Here is a 15,761-nt window from a genome sequence, read left to right as displayed (position 1 = left end):
AGTTCCGCTGCCTGATGGTCGGGCCGTCATGGTTTTGGTGTTCGGCGGGTGGCGACAGCCGCTTCCAGGGGCCCCGGGACCAGCCGCAGGCTGCTGCCGGGTCGTCGTCCTACGGTGCCATCCATCGGTCCGGCGGCGCGTCCCGGCGTCCCGTTCGCGACCGCTCGGCTTGCCCTCGCAGTAGTCCCGCTGCCTGATGGGCGTCCCTCAGTCGGGCCGTCACCGTCTTGTTGGCTCCCGTGTCCACATGGACGTCGGCGAGCCGCCACAGTCGCTTCCAGGGGCCCTGAACCAGCCGTACGCTCTGCACCTTGGCGTGCGGTACGAGCGCCAGGCTCCGGCGCAGCAGGCCGTGCCGGGTGGCGAACACCGTGTCGGTGACGGCGATTCCGGAGCCCCGCCACCACACCGGCAGGCACCGCCCGGCCCGCCGAGGGGGCCGTGACAGCGACTCGGACGACGGCACGGCCACTCCGGGCAGCACGCGCGCGACGACCGACTCGGCGACCGCACGCGGAGCGACCGGCACCAGCACCGAGTTGGACGAACCGGCCACATCCAGCTCCACCCGCACCCAGCCGCGCCGCCGCCACAGCAGCGGCTCCACGATCCGCACGGTCTGCACCCGGCCGGGCGGCACCGTCTCGTGCGTACGGTCGAGGAGCCCGTGGTCGATGCGCAGCCCGTCCGGTGACTCGCCCACGGTCCAGTCGTACTCGCCGACGAACCGCCCCGCGCTGCTCGCACCCGCCGCGCCCAGCAGCGGCACGCCGGTCGCGAGGACCGTCCACACGCTGTGGGTGGCCAGCCAGAGCACCGGCGGGACGACGAGCGCGGCCGCCAGGGAGCACCAGGTGGCTCCCGTCAGCAGGACGGAGATCGCGAGGTCGCGCGGCGGCGTGCGCAACAGCTCGCGCGCCGGCGCCTCACCGACCTCGTGCGCCGTCTCGGGCGCGAACCCGGCGGCGCGCGCGAGGAGTTCCGCGCGCAGCGCACGCGCCTCGCGCTCCCCCAGGAAGGAGAGCTCGTCCTTCTTGTCGGTCCCCACGACGTCGAGTTTGAGCTTGGCGACGCCCGCCACGCGCGCGAGGAGCGGCTGGCTGACGTCGACGGCCTGGATGCGCTCCAGCCGGATGTGCGCGGTGCGTCGGAACAGCAGACCGGTCCGTATCCGCAGCTCGGTCTCGGTCACCGCGAAGTGTGTGAACCACCAGGTCAGGAAGCCGTACAGGGAGGCGGCCGGGACGAGGACGGCGAGCGCGATCAGGAGGGTCGTGGTCGTCAGCCGGGTCAGCTGCTGCTGCGCCTGGTCGGGATCGTGCACGGCCCACCCGATCACCACGGCCACCGGCGCCCAGGCCCGCCTCAGGGGCGTCACGGGATGCAGCCGTCGCTCGACGACGGGTTCCTTCGCGGCCACGGCGTCGTCGACGCCCGGCGCTGTCACAGACCCGCCGATCGGGCCTCGCCGAGCTCGGTGAGCCGGTCGCGCAGCCGCTCCGCCTCGGCCGGGTCCAGGCCCGGGATGGTCGCGTCGGTCGCCGCGGCCGCCGTGTGCAGCTGCACGCTGGCCAGCCCGAAGTGCCGCTCGACGGGCCCCGAGGTCACCTCGACCAGCTGCATCCGCCCGTACGGCACGACGGTCTCCTCGCGCCACAGCACGCCCCGGCTGATCAGCAGGTCGTCGGCCCGCTCGGCGTAGCGCCAGGAGCGCCAGTTGCGGCCGATCAGCACCCAGCCCCAGGCCGCCGACGCCAGTGGCAGCAGCGCGAAGGCAGCCCAGCCGGGCCCGGCCAGCAGCCCCAGCAGCAGACCCAGCGCGAGGGCCAGCAGCCCCAGCCACACCACCAGCAGCAGCCGGCGCATCCGCAGCAGCCCGGGCGGCAGCCCGATCCACACCGGCTGAGCCGACTCGTCCCCCGTTGTCCCCGTGCTCTGCGGGCTCCCCGTCTCCATGGGGCCAGCGTACGTAGGAGAGACTGGGTCCATGACTCCTACGACGGAGACCATGGTCGGTATCGGCGGCGCCGCGGAGAGCACCGACATGGTGCTCAACATCGGACCCCAGCACCCGTCCACGCACGGCGTACTGCGGCTGCGCCTGGTGCTGGACGGCGAGCGCATCGTGCACGCGGAGCCGGTGATCGGGTACATGCACCGCGGCGCGGAGAAGCTCTTCGAGGCACGCGACTACCGCCAGATCATCATGCTCGCCAACCGCCACGACTGGCTGTCGGCCTTCTCGAACGAGCTGGGCGTGGTCCTCGCCGTGGAGCGCATGCTCGGCATGGAGGTCCCCACGCGCGCGGTGTGGACGCGCACGCTGCTCGCGGAGCTCAACCGGGTGCTCAACCACCTGATGTTCCTGGGCTCGTACCCGCTGGAGCTCGGCGGCATCACCCCGGTCTTCTACGCCTTCCGGGAGCGGGAGGTCCTCCAGAACGTCATGGAGGAGGTCTCCGGCGGCCGTATGCACTACATGTTCAACCGCGTCGGCGGCCTCAAGGAGGACCTGCCGGCCGGCTGGGCCGCACGCGCGCGTGAGGCAGTCGCCGCCGTGCGCTCGCGCATGGACGTCTACGACGACCTGGTGCTCGGCAACGAGATCTTCCGGGGGCGCACGCGGGGCGTGGGCGCGCTGGCGCCCGAGACCGTGCACGCCTACGGCGTGAGCGGGCCGATCGCGCGCGCCTCGGGCGTCGACTTCGACCTGCGCCGCGACGAGCCCTACCTCGCGTACGGCGAGCTGCAGGACACCCTGAAGGTCGTCACCCGGCAGGAGGGCGACTGTCTCGCCCGCTTCGAGGTGCTCCTGGAGCAGACCCATGTCGCCCTCGATCTCGCCGACGCCTGCCTCGACCGGCTCGCCGAGCTGCCTCCCGGGCCGATCAACCAGCGGCTCCCCAAGGTCCTGAAGGCGCCCGAGGGGCACACGTACGCGTGGACCGAGAACCCGCTCGGCATCAACGGCTACTACCTCGTCAGCAAGGGCGAGAAGACCCCGTACCGGCTGAAGCTGCGCTCGGCCTCGTACAACAACATCCAGGCGCTCGTGGAACTCCTGCCGGGGACGCTGGTCGCGGACATGGTGGCGATCCTGGGGTCGCTGTTCTTCGTGGTCGGGGACATCGACAAGTAGGGCAAGCAGTGCGGCGGCGAGCCGGGGCGGGCGCGGTCAGCCGACGAGCGCGTCCGCAATGCCCACCGGCTGCAGCAGCCAGCCGAAGTCGCCGAGGCCGCCCGGTGCGGTGAGTTCGGCGGCTTCGCCGGCGCTCGCGAGGGCTCGTACGTATGCGGCGGGCTCGGTGGACGCGAGGGTGAGCGGGGGGCGTGCGCCTGTGACGCCCAGGGCGCGCAAGGCGTCGCGCTGCGACAGGAGGCGCGCGCCGGAGAGCGTCCGCGCCGACCCGTGCGCCGCGCACGCATCCAGTGCGACATGTGCCGTGATGTCGCACGACCCGTCCGGTACGGGCGCCGTCTCGCGCCCCGCGCGGAAGCCGGTGAGCGTGCCGAACGGGGGGCGCGCGTCCAGCGTGTGCGCGTAGTCGACGGCGACCGCGAGCCCCCTGTCGAGCGAGGAGACCGCGGCCGCCCAGGCCTCGTCGCGGGGGAGCCCGATCTCGGCCCGCAGTCCCTCCTCGGGCGGCAGTGGCCACCACCGGGCGAGCCACTCCGCTTCCGTACCGCCGACCGGCGCCCCGAGCCGTTCGGCCCCGTCCTGCCGGACGAGCACCTGCCGCGGTACGCCCTCCGCGTCCACCTCGGCGACGTCCAGCGGCACGTTGTCCAGCCACTCGTTGGCGAACAGCAGCCCGGTGACCTGCTGTGGCGGGTCGCTGAGCCACTCGATGCGGTCGTCGAGGCCCGCCGGGCGGTCGGCGATCTCGACGGCGTACGCACGCGTGCGTGCCGCCACCTCGGCGGGCAGCGCGGCCAGCACACCGCCGGCCAGCTCACCCCGGCCCGCCGCCATGTCGACGAAGGCCAGCGCGCCGGGCCGGCCCAGGGCCTCGTCGACCCGGCACAACAGCCCGGCCACCGCCTCGGCGAACAGGGGGGACGCGTGCACGGACGTGCGGAAGTGTCCCGCCGGACCCTCCGGCCTGCGATAGAAGCCGCCGGGCCCGTACAGCGCGTCCTGCGCCGCCGCCCGCCAGCCGAGCCACCGGCTCGATGTCTCTTCCGTCACCGGCACAGGCTAAGCGCGCAGGAGAGGGGGGCCTCCACCTTGGGGAGTATGTGCGCCGGGCGCGGATCGGTCCTCCGGTTGACCCCTGCACGCATCCGGCTTCCCTACGCTGGGTTACGTGCAGCGCCTCTATGACTTCCTCCGCAGACACCCGACCGGGGTCGACTCCTTCTGGGCCGTCTTCCTGTTCGGGATCTCGCTGCTGAGCGGGACCTCCAGTTCGGCGGTCCGGGGCACCGACAACCCGGCGCTGATCGTTCCGATCGCGCTGCTGCTGTGCCTGGTGATCGCGCTGCGCCGGCGCACGCCGGAGAAGATGCTGCTGCTGACGATCGGGCTCGGCGTGACGCAGCTGGCGCTGAACGTCCAGACGATGGCCGCCGACTTCGCGATGCTGGTGATCGTCTACACGGTGGCTGCGACGGGCACCCGATGGGCCTCCCGGCTCGCGCTGGCCGTGGGGCTGTTTGCGGCGCCGTTGGCGCAGATGCGCTGGCCGCAGGACGGGAGTGCGCTGGGCAATGGCGCGAAGGCGGTCTTCCTGACCGTGCCGTTCGCGCTCGCCTGGGTGCTCGGCGACTCGATCCGCACCCGCCGCGCCTACTTCGCGCAGCTGGAGGAGCGCGCCGCCCGGCTGGAGAAGGAGCGGGAGGCACAGGCCAAGGTCGCGGTCGCGGCCGAACGCGCCCGGATCGCCCGCGAGTTGCACGACGTCGTCGCGCACAACGTGTCGGTGATGGTGGTGCAGGCCGACGGCGCCGCCTATGTCCTGGACGCCGCCCCCGACCAGGCCAAGAAGGCCCTGGAGACCATCTCCTCCACCGGCCGCCAGGCCCTCGCCGAGATGCGCCGCCTGCTCGGCGTGCTGCGCACCGGCGAGCACCAGGAGGTCGGCGAGTACGTTCCGCAGCCCGACGTCGACCAGATCGACGAGCTGATCGAGCAGTGCCGCACCTCCGGCCTGCCCGTCGACTTCAAGGTCGAGGGCACCCCGCGCCCGTTGCCCAGCGGCGTCGAGCTCACCGCGTACCGCATCGTGCAGGAGGCGCTGACCAACACGCGCAAGCACGGCGGACCGAACGCGGGCGCCAGCGTGCGCCTGGTCTACTTCGACGACGGCCTCGGCCTGCTCGTCGAGGACGACGGCAAGGGCGCCCCGCACGAGCTGTACGAGGAGGGCGGCGCCGACGGCCAGGGCCACGGCCTGATCGGCATGCGCGAACGGGTCGGTATGGTCGGCGGCACCCTGGACGCGGGGCCGCGCCCCGGCGGCGGATTCCGGATCAGTGCGCTGCTCCCGCTGAAACCCGCACACTGACGCCTACGTACGTCCCTGGTTGACACCTGTCACGACCCCGCGGACAGCAACCGCCGCAAACGGAAACCGCCGCAACGGATGAGAACGGAAGAGGTCCCGATGACGATCCGCGTGATGCTCGTCGACGACCAGGTGCTGCTGCGCACCGGGTTCCGGATGGTGCTCGCCGCCCAGCCGGACATGGAGGTCGTCGCGGAGGCGGGGGACGGCGTCGAGGCCCTCCAGGTGCTGCGCGCGACCGCCGTCGACGTGATCCTCATGGACGTGCGCATGCCGAAGCTCGACGGCGTCGAGACCACCCGCCGCGTCTGCTCGGAGCCCGACCCGCCGAAGGTGCTGATCCTGACCACCTTCGACCTCGACGAGTACGCCTTCTCGGGGCTGAAGGCGGGCGCCTCCGGCTTCATGCTCAAGGACGTGCCGCCCGGCGAGCTCCTCACCGCCATCCGCGCCGTGCACAGCGGCGACGCGGTGGTGGCCCCGTCGACCACGCGCCGACTGCTCGACCGGTTCGCGCCGATGCTGCCGAGCGTGGGGAAGGAGCCCCAGCACAAGGAGCTGGAGCGGCTCACCGAGCGCGAGCGCGAGGTCATGATCCTGGTCGCCCAGGGTCTGTCCAACGGCGAGATCGCGGCCCGGCTGGTGCTGTCCGAGGCGACCGTGAAGACCCATGTGGGCCGCATCCTGACCAAGTTGGGGCTCCGGGACCGGGTGCAGGTGGTGGTCCTGGCGTACGAGACGGGTCTGGTGCGTGCGGGCGGGCACGGCTGACGGTCCGTCGGAGCCCTAGCGGAGTATCCCTTCCAGGAAGTCGCTGCCGAGCCGGGCCACGACCGCTATGTCCAGCTGGTGCTGGACGTACCGGCCACGGCGGCGCGTGGTGATCAGGCCCGCCTTCTTCAGGACGCCGAGGTGCCGGGATATCTCCGGGGCCGTCATTCCCTGCGTCTGCGCCAGCTCGCTCGTGGTGTAGGCGCTGCGGGCCAGATAGCGGCAGATGCGCATGCGGACGGGGTGGGACAGGGCCGTCATGCGCAGGGTCAGCTGCTCGACGGAGGGCGGAGTGGCGAGTTCGGGGGAGCCGACCGGGTAGTGCAGCACCGGCTGCCAGCCGTGCCGGTACAGGACGGACAGGTGGGGCCAGCCGAAGCTGGTCGGCACCAGGAGGAGGCCGCCGTCCCGGGTGGCCGTGCCGCCCACGCTCAGTTTGTCGACCGTGATCCGTTCGGCGGCCTCGTCCAGTGTGACCGCCGGGGACACGGCCGCCAGCGCCTCCGCCAGGCCCTTGCGGCGCAGGAGGTCGGTCTTGTGGCGGGCGTCCGCCGTGAGCTGGTGGCGCAGCCGGGACCAGGCCTCCGCGAAGAACGCCTCGTCGCAGTCCTGGAGGAACTGGCGCAGCCAGCCCCGGATCCTGGGCGGATCGGTCAGCAGCAGCTCGCTGAAGCGCACCTGCTGCGGCCCCCGCGCGGCGGCCAGCTCAAGGGCGCGCCGGCGCAGCCCGGCGTCGACGAGCGGGCTGGGCCCGTCACCGTAGGGCATCGCGCAGCTGAACTCCAGGGCCGCGTCCACGAACTGCTCGTCCGTCAGCTTGTCCAGCAGGTCCAGCTCCTCGGCGAGCGTGGCCCCGGGGAGAGCGGCACCGCCCGGGATGCCCGCAGAGGGTAGGAACAGGTCCGAGAACGTCGTCCGCCACAGGAAGTCCGCCTCGCATATCCGGTCGGCGAGATGGGAGTCGAGCCGGGCCGCCACGCCCGTCACCCAGCCCTGCAGGCCGGGGTGGTGCCCCGGCTCGCACAGCGCGTGCAGCGCCATGCCGAGCTCGGCCAGGGGTGAGGGGACGACGGCGACCCTCTCCGGCCGCAGCCCCGCGATGTCGATGTGCACGCTCATGACCTCATGGTGCACCGGGCCACTGACAACGCCGGAGTCGATTGACGGCGGACGTCAATCGACGCGACTTCACGGCGGCGGCGACACAGCCTGGGAGCACCCGGGCAGCCGCGGAGCCCACAAATCCCCTCTCCACGTCCCGAGAAGGCGAACAGCCATGACCATCACTCAGCAGTACCTCCTCGACACCTACCGGGCCCGGAAGCTCGGCGAACCGTGCCCGCCCGCGCCCGGGGCCGAAGACTGGCAGGTCGTACGTGAGTTGCGCGACCACTGGCAGCTCCGTGCGGTCGTCGCCGGGCGCCCGGCCCACGGGCGGATACGGCAGGCCCTGGGCCGGTGGCTGCACCTGCGGCCGCGCTCTACCTGCTGACCGCCCCCGTCGCCACCGCCTTGCCGGCCTCCTCTTCGAGCCGTGACACGAACTCGGCGACCGCCGCCTTCACGTCGTCGGCCGTCCACTCCAGGCCCGCGGCCCGGACGGACACCTCGGTGACGGCCAGGCCCGGGCCCTTCGGGTCCCAGGCGTCCGCGAACAGGAGGGTGCCCGTCTCCTCTCCGTGCCGGACGGCCGCCTCCGCGAGGACGTCGCGGCCGTACGGCAGCCAGACCTGGAACTCGTTGGTGTGCGGAACCTCGGGGTGGACGTGCGCCCAGGGCACCCCGGCCGCCGCGAACCCCTCGCGCAGCGCGTCGGCCACCACGCGCGCGTGGGCGACGTACTCGGGCAGCCGGGGCAGCTCCCTCTCCAGCCCGGCGAGGGCCGACAGCACCGTCGGGAACTGCTGGAAGATCTGGCCGCCGTACCGGTGCCGCCAGGTCTTCGCCTCCTCGATGAGGGTCTCCGGGCCGGCGAGCGCGGCGCCGCCGAAGCCGTCGAGGGACTTGTAGAACGACACATAGACGCTGTCCGCGAGGTCCGCGATCTCGTCCAGGGTGCGGCCGAAGTGCACGGTGGACTCCCACAGGCGTGCGCCGTCGAAGTGCACGACGGCCTCCCTCTCGCGGGCGGCCGCCACGACCTCGGTGAGTTCGTCCCAGGACGGCAGCACGAAACCGGCGTCCCTGAGAGGCAGTTCGAGCATCAGCGCCCCGAAGGGCTCCTCGAAGCCGCGTACTTCGTCGGCGGTCGGCAGGCGGGGCCCGCTCGTCACCCGTACCGGGCGCAGACCGCTGACCTGGCTGAACGCGTTCCGCTCATGCACCTCGGGGTGGGCCAGTGCGTGCAGGGCGACGGTGGGGCTGCCGGTACGGCCCGCCCAGCAGCGCAGCGCCACCTGCTGGGCCATGGTGCCTGTCGGGAAGAACGCGGCGGCCTCCTTGCCGAGCAGTCCCGCGACCTTCTGCTCCAGGGTCTCGACGACGCCGTCGCCGTAGATGTCCGATGGTTCGTCCAGGTCGTACAGATCCTGCGCGCCGTCCAGCAGCGCCAGGCGCTCCCGGAGCGTGCCGAGAAAACCGGGGCGCGCGAGGACGCGCTCCGCGCTCCGGTACACGCCGATGCGCCGCGCACGGCGTCGCTTGCGCCGCTCTTCGTCTGATATCTGGTCCTCGTCCGAGGTCGGGTCGGAGTACCGCTCGACCTGCTGCGCCGCATCGCTCATGCCTCGGATCATGCCTGGCGCCGGTCCGGGCGGGCACTCCGATTTCCACAGGCTTTCCCCTGCGCCGGCGCCGTGGCGTAACCCACAGCCTGTGGACAACCGGACGCCCGTCGAACCGATCGCGTTAACATGACGAGAAATCGTCCGGTACCCCGAGCGGACTGGAACGGGAAGGCCGCAGTCGCGTGAGTACAAGCCAACAGCCAGACCCCAGGGACCGCCCCGCGCGGCTCACCGTAGGCGTCGTCGGCGCCGGTCGTGTGGGCCCCGCACTGGCCGCGTCCCTCCAGCTCGCCGGGCACCGTCCGGTGGCCGTCTCCGGAGTCTCCGACGCCTCCAGGAGGCGCGCCGCGCAGTTGCTGCCCGACGTGCCGCTGGTGCCGCCCGCCGAGGTCCTGGAGCGCGCCGACCTGGTCCTGCTGACCGTCCCGGACGACACCCTGCCCGGCCTGGTGGAGGGGCTCGCCGAGACCGGTGCCGTACGGCCGGGGCAGCTGCTCGTGCACACCTCGGGGCGCTACGGCGCCAAGGTCCTGGATCCCGCCCTGCGCGCGGGGGCGCTGCCGCTGGCCCTGCACCCGGCGATGACCTTCACGGGCACTCCCGTGGACGTCCAGCGCCTCGCCGGGTGCTCCTTCGGGGTCACGGCGCCCGAGGAGCTGCGGCTGGCCGCCGAGGCCCTCGTGATCGAGATGGGCGGCGAACCGGAGTGGATCGCCGAGGAGATGCGCCCGCTGTACCACGCGGCGCTCGCGCTCGGCGCGAACCACCTGGTCACGCTGGTCGCCCAGTCCATGGAGCTGCTGCGCGAGGCGGGCGTCGCGGCTCCCGACCGGATGCTCGGCCCGCTGCTCGGCGCCGCCCTCGACAACGCCCTGCGCTCCGGTGACGCGGCCCTGACCGGCCCCGTCGCGCGCGGGGACGCCGGCACGGTCGCCGCGCACGTCGCGGAGCTGCGCAAGCACGCCCCGCAGACCGTCGCCGGGTACCTGGCGATGGCCCGCGCGACCGCCGACCGCGCACTCGCCCACGGGCTGCTGAAGCCGGAGCTCGCCGAGGACCTCCTCGGGGTACTCGCCACCGGGACCGACGGCGCCGAGGGAGACGCCCGATGACCGCCACCCTGCTGCGCACGGCCGACGCACTGCACGCACGCACGCGTACCGGCCGCCGGGCCGTGGTGATGACCATGGGCGCCCTGCACGAGGGCCACGCCACCCTGATCCGCACCGCGCGCGAGCTCGCCGGACCGGACGGCGAGGTCGTCGTCACCGTCTTCGTGAACCCCCTGCAGTTCGGCGCGGGCGAGGACCTCGACCGCTATCCGCGCACCCTGGACGCCGACCTCGAGCTCGCCGAACTGTCCGGCGCGGACGCCGTGTTCGCGCCCTCCGTGGACGAGGTCTACCCGGGCGGCGAACCCCAGGTCCGCATCACGGCAGGCCCCATGGGGGCACGGCTGGAGGGCGCCTCCCGCCCCGGCCACTTCGACGGCATGCTCACCGTCGTCGCCAAGCTGCTGCACCTCACCCGCCCCGACATCGCCCTGTACGGCCAGAAGGACGCCCAGCAGCTCGCCCTGATCCGGCGCATGGTGCGGGACCTGAACTTCGGCGTCGAGATCGTCGGCGTACCCACCGTGCGCGAGGAGGACGGGCTCGCCCTCTCCAGCCGCAACCGCTACCTCTCGCCCGCGCAGCGGCGCACGGCGCTCAGTCTCTCCCGCGCGCTGTTCGCGGGCAGCGACCGGCACGCGGCCCAGGAGGCGCTGCGGGCGCGTGCCCTCGAAGTGCCCGCCACGCACGCGCGTGCCGAGGCGCTCAGCGCCATAGGGGAGTCCCGTGCGGCCGCCGACGCGCACGCCGTCGCGAAGGCGCTCCCGGGCGCCCCGACGGCCGTCCGCGCGGCCGCCCGGCTGATCCTCGACGACGCGGCGCGCCTCACGCCGCCGCTCGAACTGGACTACCTGGCCCTCGTCGACCCGTCCGACTTCACGGAGATCGACGACGACTTCACCGGCGAGGCCGTCCTGGCCGTCGCCGCCCGCGTCGGGACCACCCGGCTGATCGACAACATCCCACTCGTATTCGGAACCCCCGGAGCCGCCTCGTGACCAGCACAGGCATACGACTGCACGCGCCCGCACCAGGGTGGTCCATCGCCGCGGACGTCGTGGTCGTCGGGTCCGGCGTCGCCGGCCTCACCGCCGCCCTGCGCTGCGAGGACGCCGGCCTGAAGACGGTCGTGGTCACCAAGGCCCGCCTCGACGACGGCTCCACCCGCTGGGCGCAGGGCGGCATCGCCGCGGCCCTCGGCGAGGGCGACACCCCCGAACAGCACCTGGACGACACCCTGGTGGCGGGCGCGGGCCTGTGCGACGAGGACGCCGTACGCATCCTCGTCACCGAGGGTCCGGACGCCGTGCGCCGCCTCATCGCGACCGGCGCGCACTTCGACGAGTCCGAAGAGGGCGACCTGCAGCTCACCCGGGAGGGCGGCCACCACCGCCGCCGCATCGCGCACGCGGGCGGCGACGCGACCGGCGCGGAGGTCTCCCGGGCGCTCGTCGAGGCCGTACACGCGCGTGGGCTGCGCACGATCGAGAACGCGCTGGTGCTGGACCTGCTCACCGACGCGGAGGGCCGCACGGCGGGCGTGAGCCTGCACGTCATGGGCGAGGGCCAGCACGACGGCGTGGGCGCCGTGCACGCCCCCGCGGTCGTCCTCGCCACCGGCGGCATGGGCCAGGTGTTCTCCGCGACCACCAACCCCCCGGTGTCGACCGGCGACGGCGTGGCGCTCGCCCTGCGCGCGGGCGCGGAGGTCTCCGACCTGGAGTTCGTGCAGTTCCACCCCACCGTGCTGTTCCTGGGCGCCGACGCGGAGGGCCAGCAGCCCCTGGTCTCCGAGGCCGTGCGCGGCGAGGGCGCGCACCTGGTCGACGCCGACGGCGTGCGCTTCATGGTCGGGCAGCACGAACTGGCCGAGCTGGCGCCCCGGGACATCGTCGCCAAGGGCATCCTGCGCCGCATGCAGGAACAGGACGCCGAACACATGTTCCTCGACGCCCGGCACTTCGGCGCCGACATGTGGGAGCACCGCTTCCCGACGATCCTCGCCGCCTGCCGCGCCAACGGCATCGACCCCGTCACCGAGCCCATCCCGATCGCCCCGGCCGCCCACCACGCCTCCGGAGGCGTCCGCACGGACTCCCAGGGCCGTACGACCGTCCCCGGCCTGTACGCGTGCGGAGAGGTCGCCTGCACCGGCGTGCACGGCGCCAACCGCCTCGCGTCCAACTCCCTGCTCGAAGGCCTCGTCTACGCCGAGCGCATCGCGGAGGACATCGCCGCCACCCACGCGGAGAACGGCCTCCACGCGCGCGTGCCCGAACCGGTCGAGCACCCCGAGGTGCCCGCGCACCCCCTCCTCGCCCCCGAGGACCGTTTCGCGATCCAGCGGATCATGACGGACGGCGCGGGCGTCCTGCGCTCCGCCGACTCCCTCGCCAAGGCCGCCGAACAGCTCCAGCAGCTGCACACCGAGGCCCGTGACGCCCTCGCCGAGAACGGCAAGACGTCCGAGCCCGGCGTCGACACCTGGGAGGCCACCAACCTCCTGTGCGTGGCCCGCGTCCTGGTCGCCGCCGCCCTGCAGCGCGAGGAGACCCGCGGCTGCCACTGGCGCGAGGACCGCGCCGAGCGCGACGACACGGCGTGGCGGCGCCACATCGTCGTACGGCTGAATCCCGACCGGACGCTGGCCGTACACACCACGGACACCCCAGACTTCCCCCCGACCCGCCGGCAGCACCGTCCCCAGGAGCAGTGACAGAAGTGAGCACCCCCGACCTTCCCCTCGCCCCGTCCGGAGGCTGCGGCGACGGCTGTGCATGCGGCGCGGACGCCGACGCCGACGCGGAGTACCTGGAGTGCGGGCTCGACCCCGCGCTCGCGCAGCTGCTGGCCGACGCCGGACTCGACCCGGTCGAGGTCGAGGACATCGCCAACCTCGCCATCCAGGAGGATCTGGACCACGGTGTGGATGTGACGACCGTCGCGACCATCCCCGAGGAGGCCGTCGCCACCGCCGACTTCACCGCGCGCGAGGCGGGTGTCGTGGCGGGCCTCAGGGTCGCCGAAGCGGTGATCTCGGTGGTCTGCGAGGACGAGTTCGAGGTCGAGCGGCACGTCGAGGACGGCGACCGGGTGGAGGCCGGGCAGAAGCTCCTGTCCGTCACCACGCGCACGCGTGACCTGCTCACCGCCGAGCGCAGCGCGCTCAACCTGGTGTGCCGCATGTCGGGCATCGCGACCGCCACGCGCGCGTGGGCGGAGGTTCTCGAGGGCACGAAGGCACGCGTGCGCGACACCCGCAAGACGACTCCGGGCCTGCGCTCCCTGGAGAAGTACGCGGTCCGCTGCGGCGGCGGCGTCAACCACCGCATGTCGCTGTCGGACGCGGCCCTGGTCAAGGACAACCACGTGGTCGCCGCGGGCGGTGTCGCACAGGCCTTCAAGGCCGTACGGGAGGCCTTCCCGGAGGTCCCGATCGAGGTCGAGGTCGACACCCTGCACCAGCTGCGCGAGGTCGTCGACGCCGGCGCCGACCTGATCCTCCTGGACAACTTCACGCCCGGCGAGTGCGAGGAGGCGGTGGCCCTGGTGCACGGCCGCGCCGCCCTGGAGGCCTCGGGCCGGCTCACCCTGGAGAACGCGAAGGCGTACGCCGACACCGGCGTCGACTACCTCGCCGTAGGAGCCCTCACCCACTCCTCGCCGATCCTCGACATCGGCCTCGACCTGCGAGCGGCGGAGTAGGTACCGGCCATGCTGCTGACGATCGACGTAGGGAACACGCACACCGTCCTCGGGCTCTTCGACGGGGAGGACATCGTCGAGCACTGGCGCATCTCCACCGACGCGCGCCGCACGGCAGACGAGCTGGCGGTGCTCCTGCAGGGCCTGATGGGCATGCACCCGCTGCTCGGCGACGAACTGGGCGACGGCATCGACGGGATCGCGATCTGCGCGACCGTGCCGTCCGTGCTGCACGAGCTGCGTGAGGTGACCCGCCGGTACTACGGCGACGTACCCGCGGTGCTGGTGGAGCCGGGCGTGAAGACGGGCGTGCCGATCCTCACCGACAACCCCAAGGAGGTCGGCGCCGACCGCATCATCAACTCGGTGGCGGCGGTCGAGCTCTACGGAGGGCCCGCGATCGTCGTGGACTTCGGCACGGCGACGACGTTCGACGCGGTCTCCGCGCGCGGGGAGTACGTCGGCGGCGTCATCGCGCCCGGTATCGAGATCTCCGTCGAGGCGCTCGGCGTCCGCGGCGCACAGCTGCGGAAGATCGAGGTGGCTCGGCCGCGGAGCGTGATCGGCAAGAACACGGTCGAGGCGATGCAGTCCGGGATCATCTACGGGTTCGCCGGCCAGGTCGACGGTGTCGTGACCCGCATGGCGCGGGAGCTGGCGGAGGACCCGGACGACGTCACGGTGATCGCGACCGGCGGACTGGCACCGATGGTGCTGGGGGAGTCGTCGGTGATCGACGAGCACGAGCCGTGGCTGACCCTCGTCGGGCTGCGGCTGGTGTACGAGCGGAACGTGTCGCGCATGTGAGGCCGGCCCCGGCGCAACCGGGTGGCGCGGCGCGCCACACCCATCCCCTATTGCGAAATATGTCGAATTTGTCTGATTAGCGCGTATCGTCGCTGCATGCCCACGCCATACGGATCACGCGGCGGCATGGCGTTCGGCGTGGAGGAGCTGCGTGTGCTCCGCCGCGCCCTCGCCCTCGCCCTTCAGCCAGGCCCCACTCCTGCCGGGGACGTCCAGGACTGCCTCCGCCTCGCCGAGTCGCTCGACGAGGCGATGCGCGAGGGCGCCAGACTGCGTGCCTTCCTGGTGGCCGACCTCGCGCGCTACCGCGCCGCCCTGCCCGGCACCACCGCCGACTACCTCGTGCTCCTCGAGGAGGCGCTGGGCGCCGGGTACCGCCCGGAACCCGACGACCTCGCCGCCCTCCGGGCGCTGCGCGGCAACCCGGCGGCCTCCGTGCTCCTGGGGCGCTGCCGGATGCTCGCCGAGCAGGACGTACGCGCCCGCCTGGCGCGCGATCCGGCCCGCACGGCAGCCCCGACCGTCCCTGCCGCCCGTAATCGCCTCACGGCCCTCCAGGGCGGCCTCAGGGGCGCCGGGGAGCACCTCGGGCCGGACGTCGAACGGGACCCCGCCAGGAAGCCCGAGAAGAAGCCTGCCGAGAAGCCGGCGTCTCCCAAGCCGGCCCCCGCCCCGGCCGCCCCGAAACCGGCCCGCCCCATCCCGACCCCGGGCGAGGTCTTCCCCCGCCGCAAGCCGACCCCACCGTCGGGCTCCAACCCGCCCCGGCACCTCGCCGCCGGCTGACCCGGCCCGAACCGTCCGGAACCACCCCAACCCCGCCCCGCCCGCCCCGTCGGCCCGTGGCTACCCTGGACGCATGGACTACGTCTCCGCGCTTGTGCCCCCGGTCGTCATGGCCGTGTTCTTCATCGGCGTGATCAGGGTGATCGTGAAGACCCAGGGCGGGGCCAACAAGGCCAAGGAGGACGCGGCCGTCGACGCCGCCATCGCGCGCACGGAAGGGGTCCGGCAGGGCCCTGCCAGGTCCGACGGCTGAGTCCCTCCCCGACGGTGCCCCCTTCGGCGTACGGCTCCCGCGAGCGCTCGCGGCAGCCGTACGCCCCTTTTGTTGTCGTATGACGGTGAAAGTG

The 15,761-nt window shown here is 73.0% G+C and carries 16 protein-coding genes; 11 read left to right on the top strand and 5 right to left on the bottom strand.

Annotated elements, in window-relative coordinates; translation table 11 throughout:
• Positions 1 to 109 precede the first annotated feature (109 nt).
• A complete protein-coding gene (locus ACWDAG_RS41690; protein WP_450700782.1) occupies positions 110 to 1,447 on the bottom strand; it encodes a PH domain-containing protein in 1,338 nt (445 codons plus the stop codon).
• Positions 1,444 to 1,956, bottom strand: coding sequence for a PH domain-containing protein (locus ACWDAG_RS41685; RefSeq protein WP_450700781.1), 513 nt, complete (start codon positions 1,954 to 1,956; stop codon positions 1,444 to 1,446). Before ACWDAG_RS41685 ends, ACWDAG_RS41690 begins: the two co-directional genes overlap by 4 nt.
• 31 nt (positions 1,957 to 1,987) lie before the next feature.
• Between ACWDAG_RS41685 and ACWDAG_RS41680 the strand changes: the two genes are divergently transcribed.
• Positions 1,988 to 3,139, top strand: coding sequence for an NADH-quinone oxidoreductase subunit D (locus ACWDAG_RS41680; protein WP_450700780.1), 1,152 nt, complete (start codon positions 1,988 to 1,990; stop codon positions 3,137 to 3,139).
• A gap of 36 nt (positions 3,140 to 3,175) precedes the next feature.
• On the opposite strand, the gene ACWDAG_RS41675 is transcribed toward ACWDAG_RS41680, so the two are convergent.
• Positions 3,176 to 4,189, bottom strand: a complete 1,014-nt coding sequence (locus ACWDAG_RS41675) for an SAM-dependent methyltransferase (RefSeq protein WP_450700779.1) — start codon at positions 4,187 to 4,189, stop codon at positions 3,176 to 3,178.
• Positions 4,190 to 4,307: 118 nt separating this feature from the next.
• Between ACWDAG_RS41675 and ACWDAG_RS41670 the strand changes: the two genes are divergently transcribed.
• Both ACWDAG_RS41670 and ACWDAG_RS41665 read left to right on the top strand, forming a co-directional pair.
• A complete protein-coding gene (locus tag ACWDAG_RS41670; protein WP_450700778.1) occupies positions 4,308 to 5,507 on the top strand; it encodes a DUF7134 domain-containing protein in 1,200 nt (399 codons plus the stop codon).
• Positions 5,508 to 5,606: 99 nt separating this feature from the next.
• Positions 5,607 to 6,278 carry a response regulator gene (locus tag ACWDAG_RS41665; RefSeq protein WP_450700777.1) on the top strand — a complete coding sequence of 224 codons (672 nt, stop codon included), beginning with the start codon at positions 5,607 to 5,609 and terminating at the stop codon, positions 6,276 to 6,278.
• A 15-nt stretch (positions 6,279 to 6,293) separates the two neighbouring features.
• Here the strand turns inward: ACWDAG_RS41665 and ACWDAG_RS41660 are convergent, their stop codons facing one another.
• Positions 6,294 to 7,397, bottom strand: coding sequence for a DUF5937 family protein (locus ACWDAG_RS41660; protein ID WP_450700776.1), 1,104 nt, complete (start codon positions 7,395 to 7,397; stop codon positions 6,294 to 6,296).
• 157 nt (positions 7,398 to 7,554) lie between these two features.
• On the opposite strand from ACWDAG_RS41660, the gene ACWDAG_RS41655 reads away from it, so the two are divergent.
• Positions 7,555 to 7,770: a hypothetical protein gene (locus ACWDAG_RS41655; RefSeq protein WP_450700775.1), complete on the top strand. Its 216-nt coding sequence runs from the start codon at positions 7,555 to 7,557 to the stop codon at positions 7,768 to 7,770.
• On the opposite strand, the gene ACWDAG_RS41650 is transcribed toward ACWDAG_RS41655, so the two are convergent.
• Positions 7,760 to 9,001, bottom strand: coding sequence for a threonine aldolase family protein (locus ACWDAG_RS41650; protein ID WP_450700774.1), 1,242 nt, complete (start codon positions 8,999 to 9,001; stop codon positions 7,760 to 7,762). The two genes, ACWDAG_RS41655 and ACWDAG_RS41650, sit on opposite strands and share 11 nt — an antisense overlap.
• A gap of 185 nt (positions 9,002 to 9,186) precedes the next feature.
• Here ACWDAG_RS41650 and ACWDAG_RS41645 point away from each other — a divergent pair, with 185 nt between their 5' ends.
• The 7 genes from ACWDAG_RS41645 to ACWDAG_RS41615 all read left to right on the top strand — a co-directional run bounded on the left by ACWDAG_RS41645 (position 9,187) and on the right by ACWDAG_RS41615 (position 15,667).
• A complete protein-coding gene (locus tag ACWDAG_RS41645; protein WP_450700773.1) occupies positions 9,187 to 10,116 on the top strand; it encodes a Rossmann-like and DUF2520 domain-containing protein in 930 nt (309 codons plus the stop codon).
• A complete protein-coding gene (gene panC / locus ACWDAG_RS41640; RefSeq protein WP_450700772.1) occupies positions 10,113 to 11,114 on the top strand; it encodes a pantoate--beta-alanine ligase in 1,002 nt (333 codons plus the stop codon). The genes ACWDAG_RS41645 and panC overlap by 4 nt, the downstream gene beginning before the upstream one ends.
• Complete coding sequence (locus ACWDAG_RS41635; protein WP_450700771.1) at positions 11,111 to 12,832, top strand: L-aspartate oxidase; 1,722 nt, start codon at positions 11,111 to 11,113, stop codon at positions 12,830 to 12,832. The genes panC and ACWDAG_RS41635 overlap by 4 nt, the downstream gene beginning before the upstream one ends.
• A gap of 5 nt (positions 12,833 to 12,837) precedes the next feature.
• A complete protein-coding gene (gene nadC, locus ACWDAG_RS41630; RefSeq protein ID WP_450700770.1) occupies positions 12,838 to 13,821 on the top strand; it encodes a carboxylating nicotinate-nucleotide diphosphorylase in 984 nt (327 codons plus the stop codon).
• Between the two features lie 9 nt (positions 13,822 to 13,830).
• A complete protein-coding gene (locus ACWDAG_RS41625) occupies positions 13,831 to 14,628 on the top strand; it encodes a type III pantothenate kinase (protein WP_450700769.1) in 798 nt (265 codons plus the stop codon).
• Between the two features lie 126 nt (positions 14,629 to 14,754).
• Positions 14,755 to 15,414 (top strand): hypothetical protein, encoded by a 660-nt coding sequence (locus ACWDAG_RS41620; protein WP_450700801.1) that lies wholly within the window; start codon positions 14,755 to 14,757, stop codon positions 15,412 to 15,414.
• Between the two features lie 73 nt (positions 15,415 to 15,487).
• Positions 15,488 to 15,667: a hypothetical protein gene (locus ACWDAG_RS41615; protein ID WP_450700768.1), complete on the top strand. Its 180-nt coding sequence runs from the start codon at positions 15,488 to 15,490 to the stop codon at positions 15,665 to 15,667.
• The last annotated feature ends 94 nt before the right edge of the window (positions 15,668 to 15,761 follow it).

It is taken from the genome of Streptomyces sp. NPDC001157 (assembly GCF_053598255.1).
The sequence above is the reverse complement of the archived record's forward strand: the minus strand, read 5'-3'. Positions and strand labels throughout refer to the sequence as shown.

What these genes read in the sequence shown, in the direction of transcription:
- ACWDAG_RS41620 (WP_450700801.1), top strand. Translation starts at nt 14,755, where the DNA reads ATGGCGTTCGGCGTGGAGGAGCTGCGTGTGCTCCGCCGCGCCCTCGCC.
- ACWDAG_RS41685 (WP_450700781.1), bottom strand. Translation starts at nt 1,956, where the DNA reads ATGGAGACGGGGAGCCCGCAGAGCACGGGGACAACGGGGGACGAGTCG.
- ACWDAG_RS41680 (WP_450700780.1), top strand. Translation starts at nt 1,988, where the DNA reads ATGACTCCTACGACGGAGACCATGGTCGGTATCGGCGGCGCCGCGGAG.
- ACWDAG_RS41660 (WP_450700776.1), bottom strand. Translation starts at nt 7,397, where the DNA reads ATGAGCGTGCACATCGACATCGCGGGGCTGCGGCCGGAGAGGGTCGCC.
- panC (WP_450700772.1), top strand. Translation starts at nt 10,113, where the DNA reads ATGACCGCCACCCTGCTGCGCACGGCCGACGCACTGCACGCACGCACG.
- ACWDAG_RS41615 (WP_450700768.1), top strand. Translation starts at nt 15,488, where the DNA reads ATGGACTACGTCTCCGCGCTTGTGCCCCCGGTCGTCATGGCCGTGTTC.
- ACWDAG_RS41655 (WP_450700775.1), top strand. Translation starts at nt 7,555, where the DNA reads ATGACCATCACTCAGCAGTACCTCCTCGACACCTACCGGGCCCGGAAG.
- ACWDAG_RS41650 (WP_450700774.1), bottom strand. Translation starts at nt 9,001, where the DNA reads ATGAGCGATGCGGCGCAGCAGGTCGAGCGGTACTCCGACCCGACCTCG.
- ACWDAG_RS41625 (WP_450700769.1), top strand. Translation starts at nt 13,831, where the DNA reads ATGCTGCTGACGATCGACGTAGGGAACACGCACACCGTCCTCGGGCTC.
- ACWDAG_RS41665 (WP_450700777.1), top strand. Translation starts at nt 5,607, where the DNA reads ATGACGATCCGCGTGATGCTCGTCGACGACCAGGTGCTGCTGCGCACC.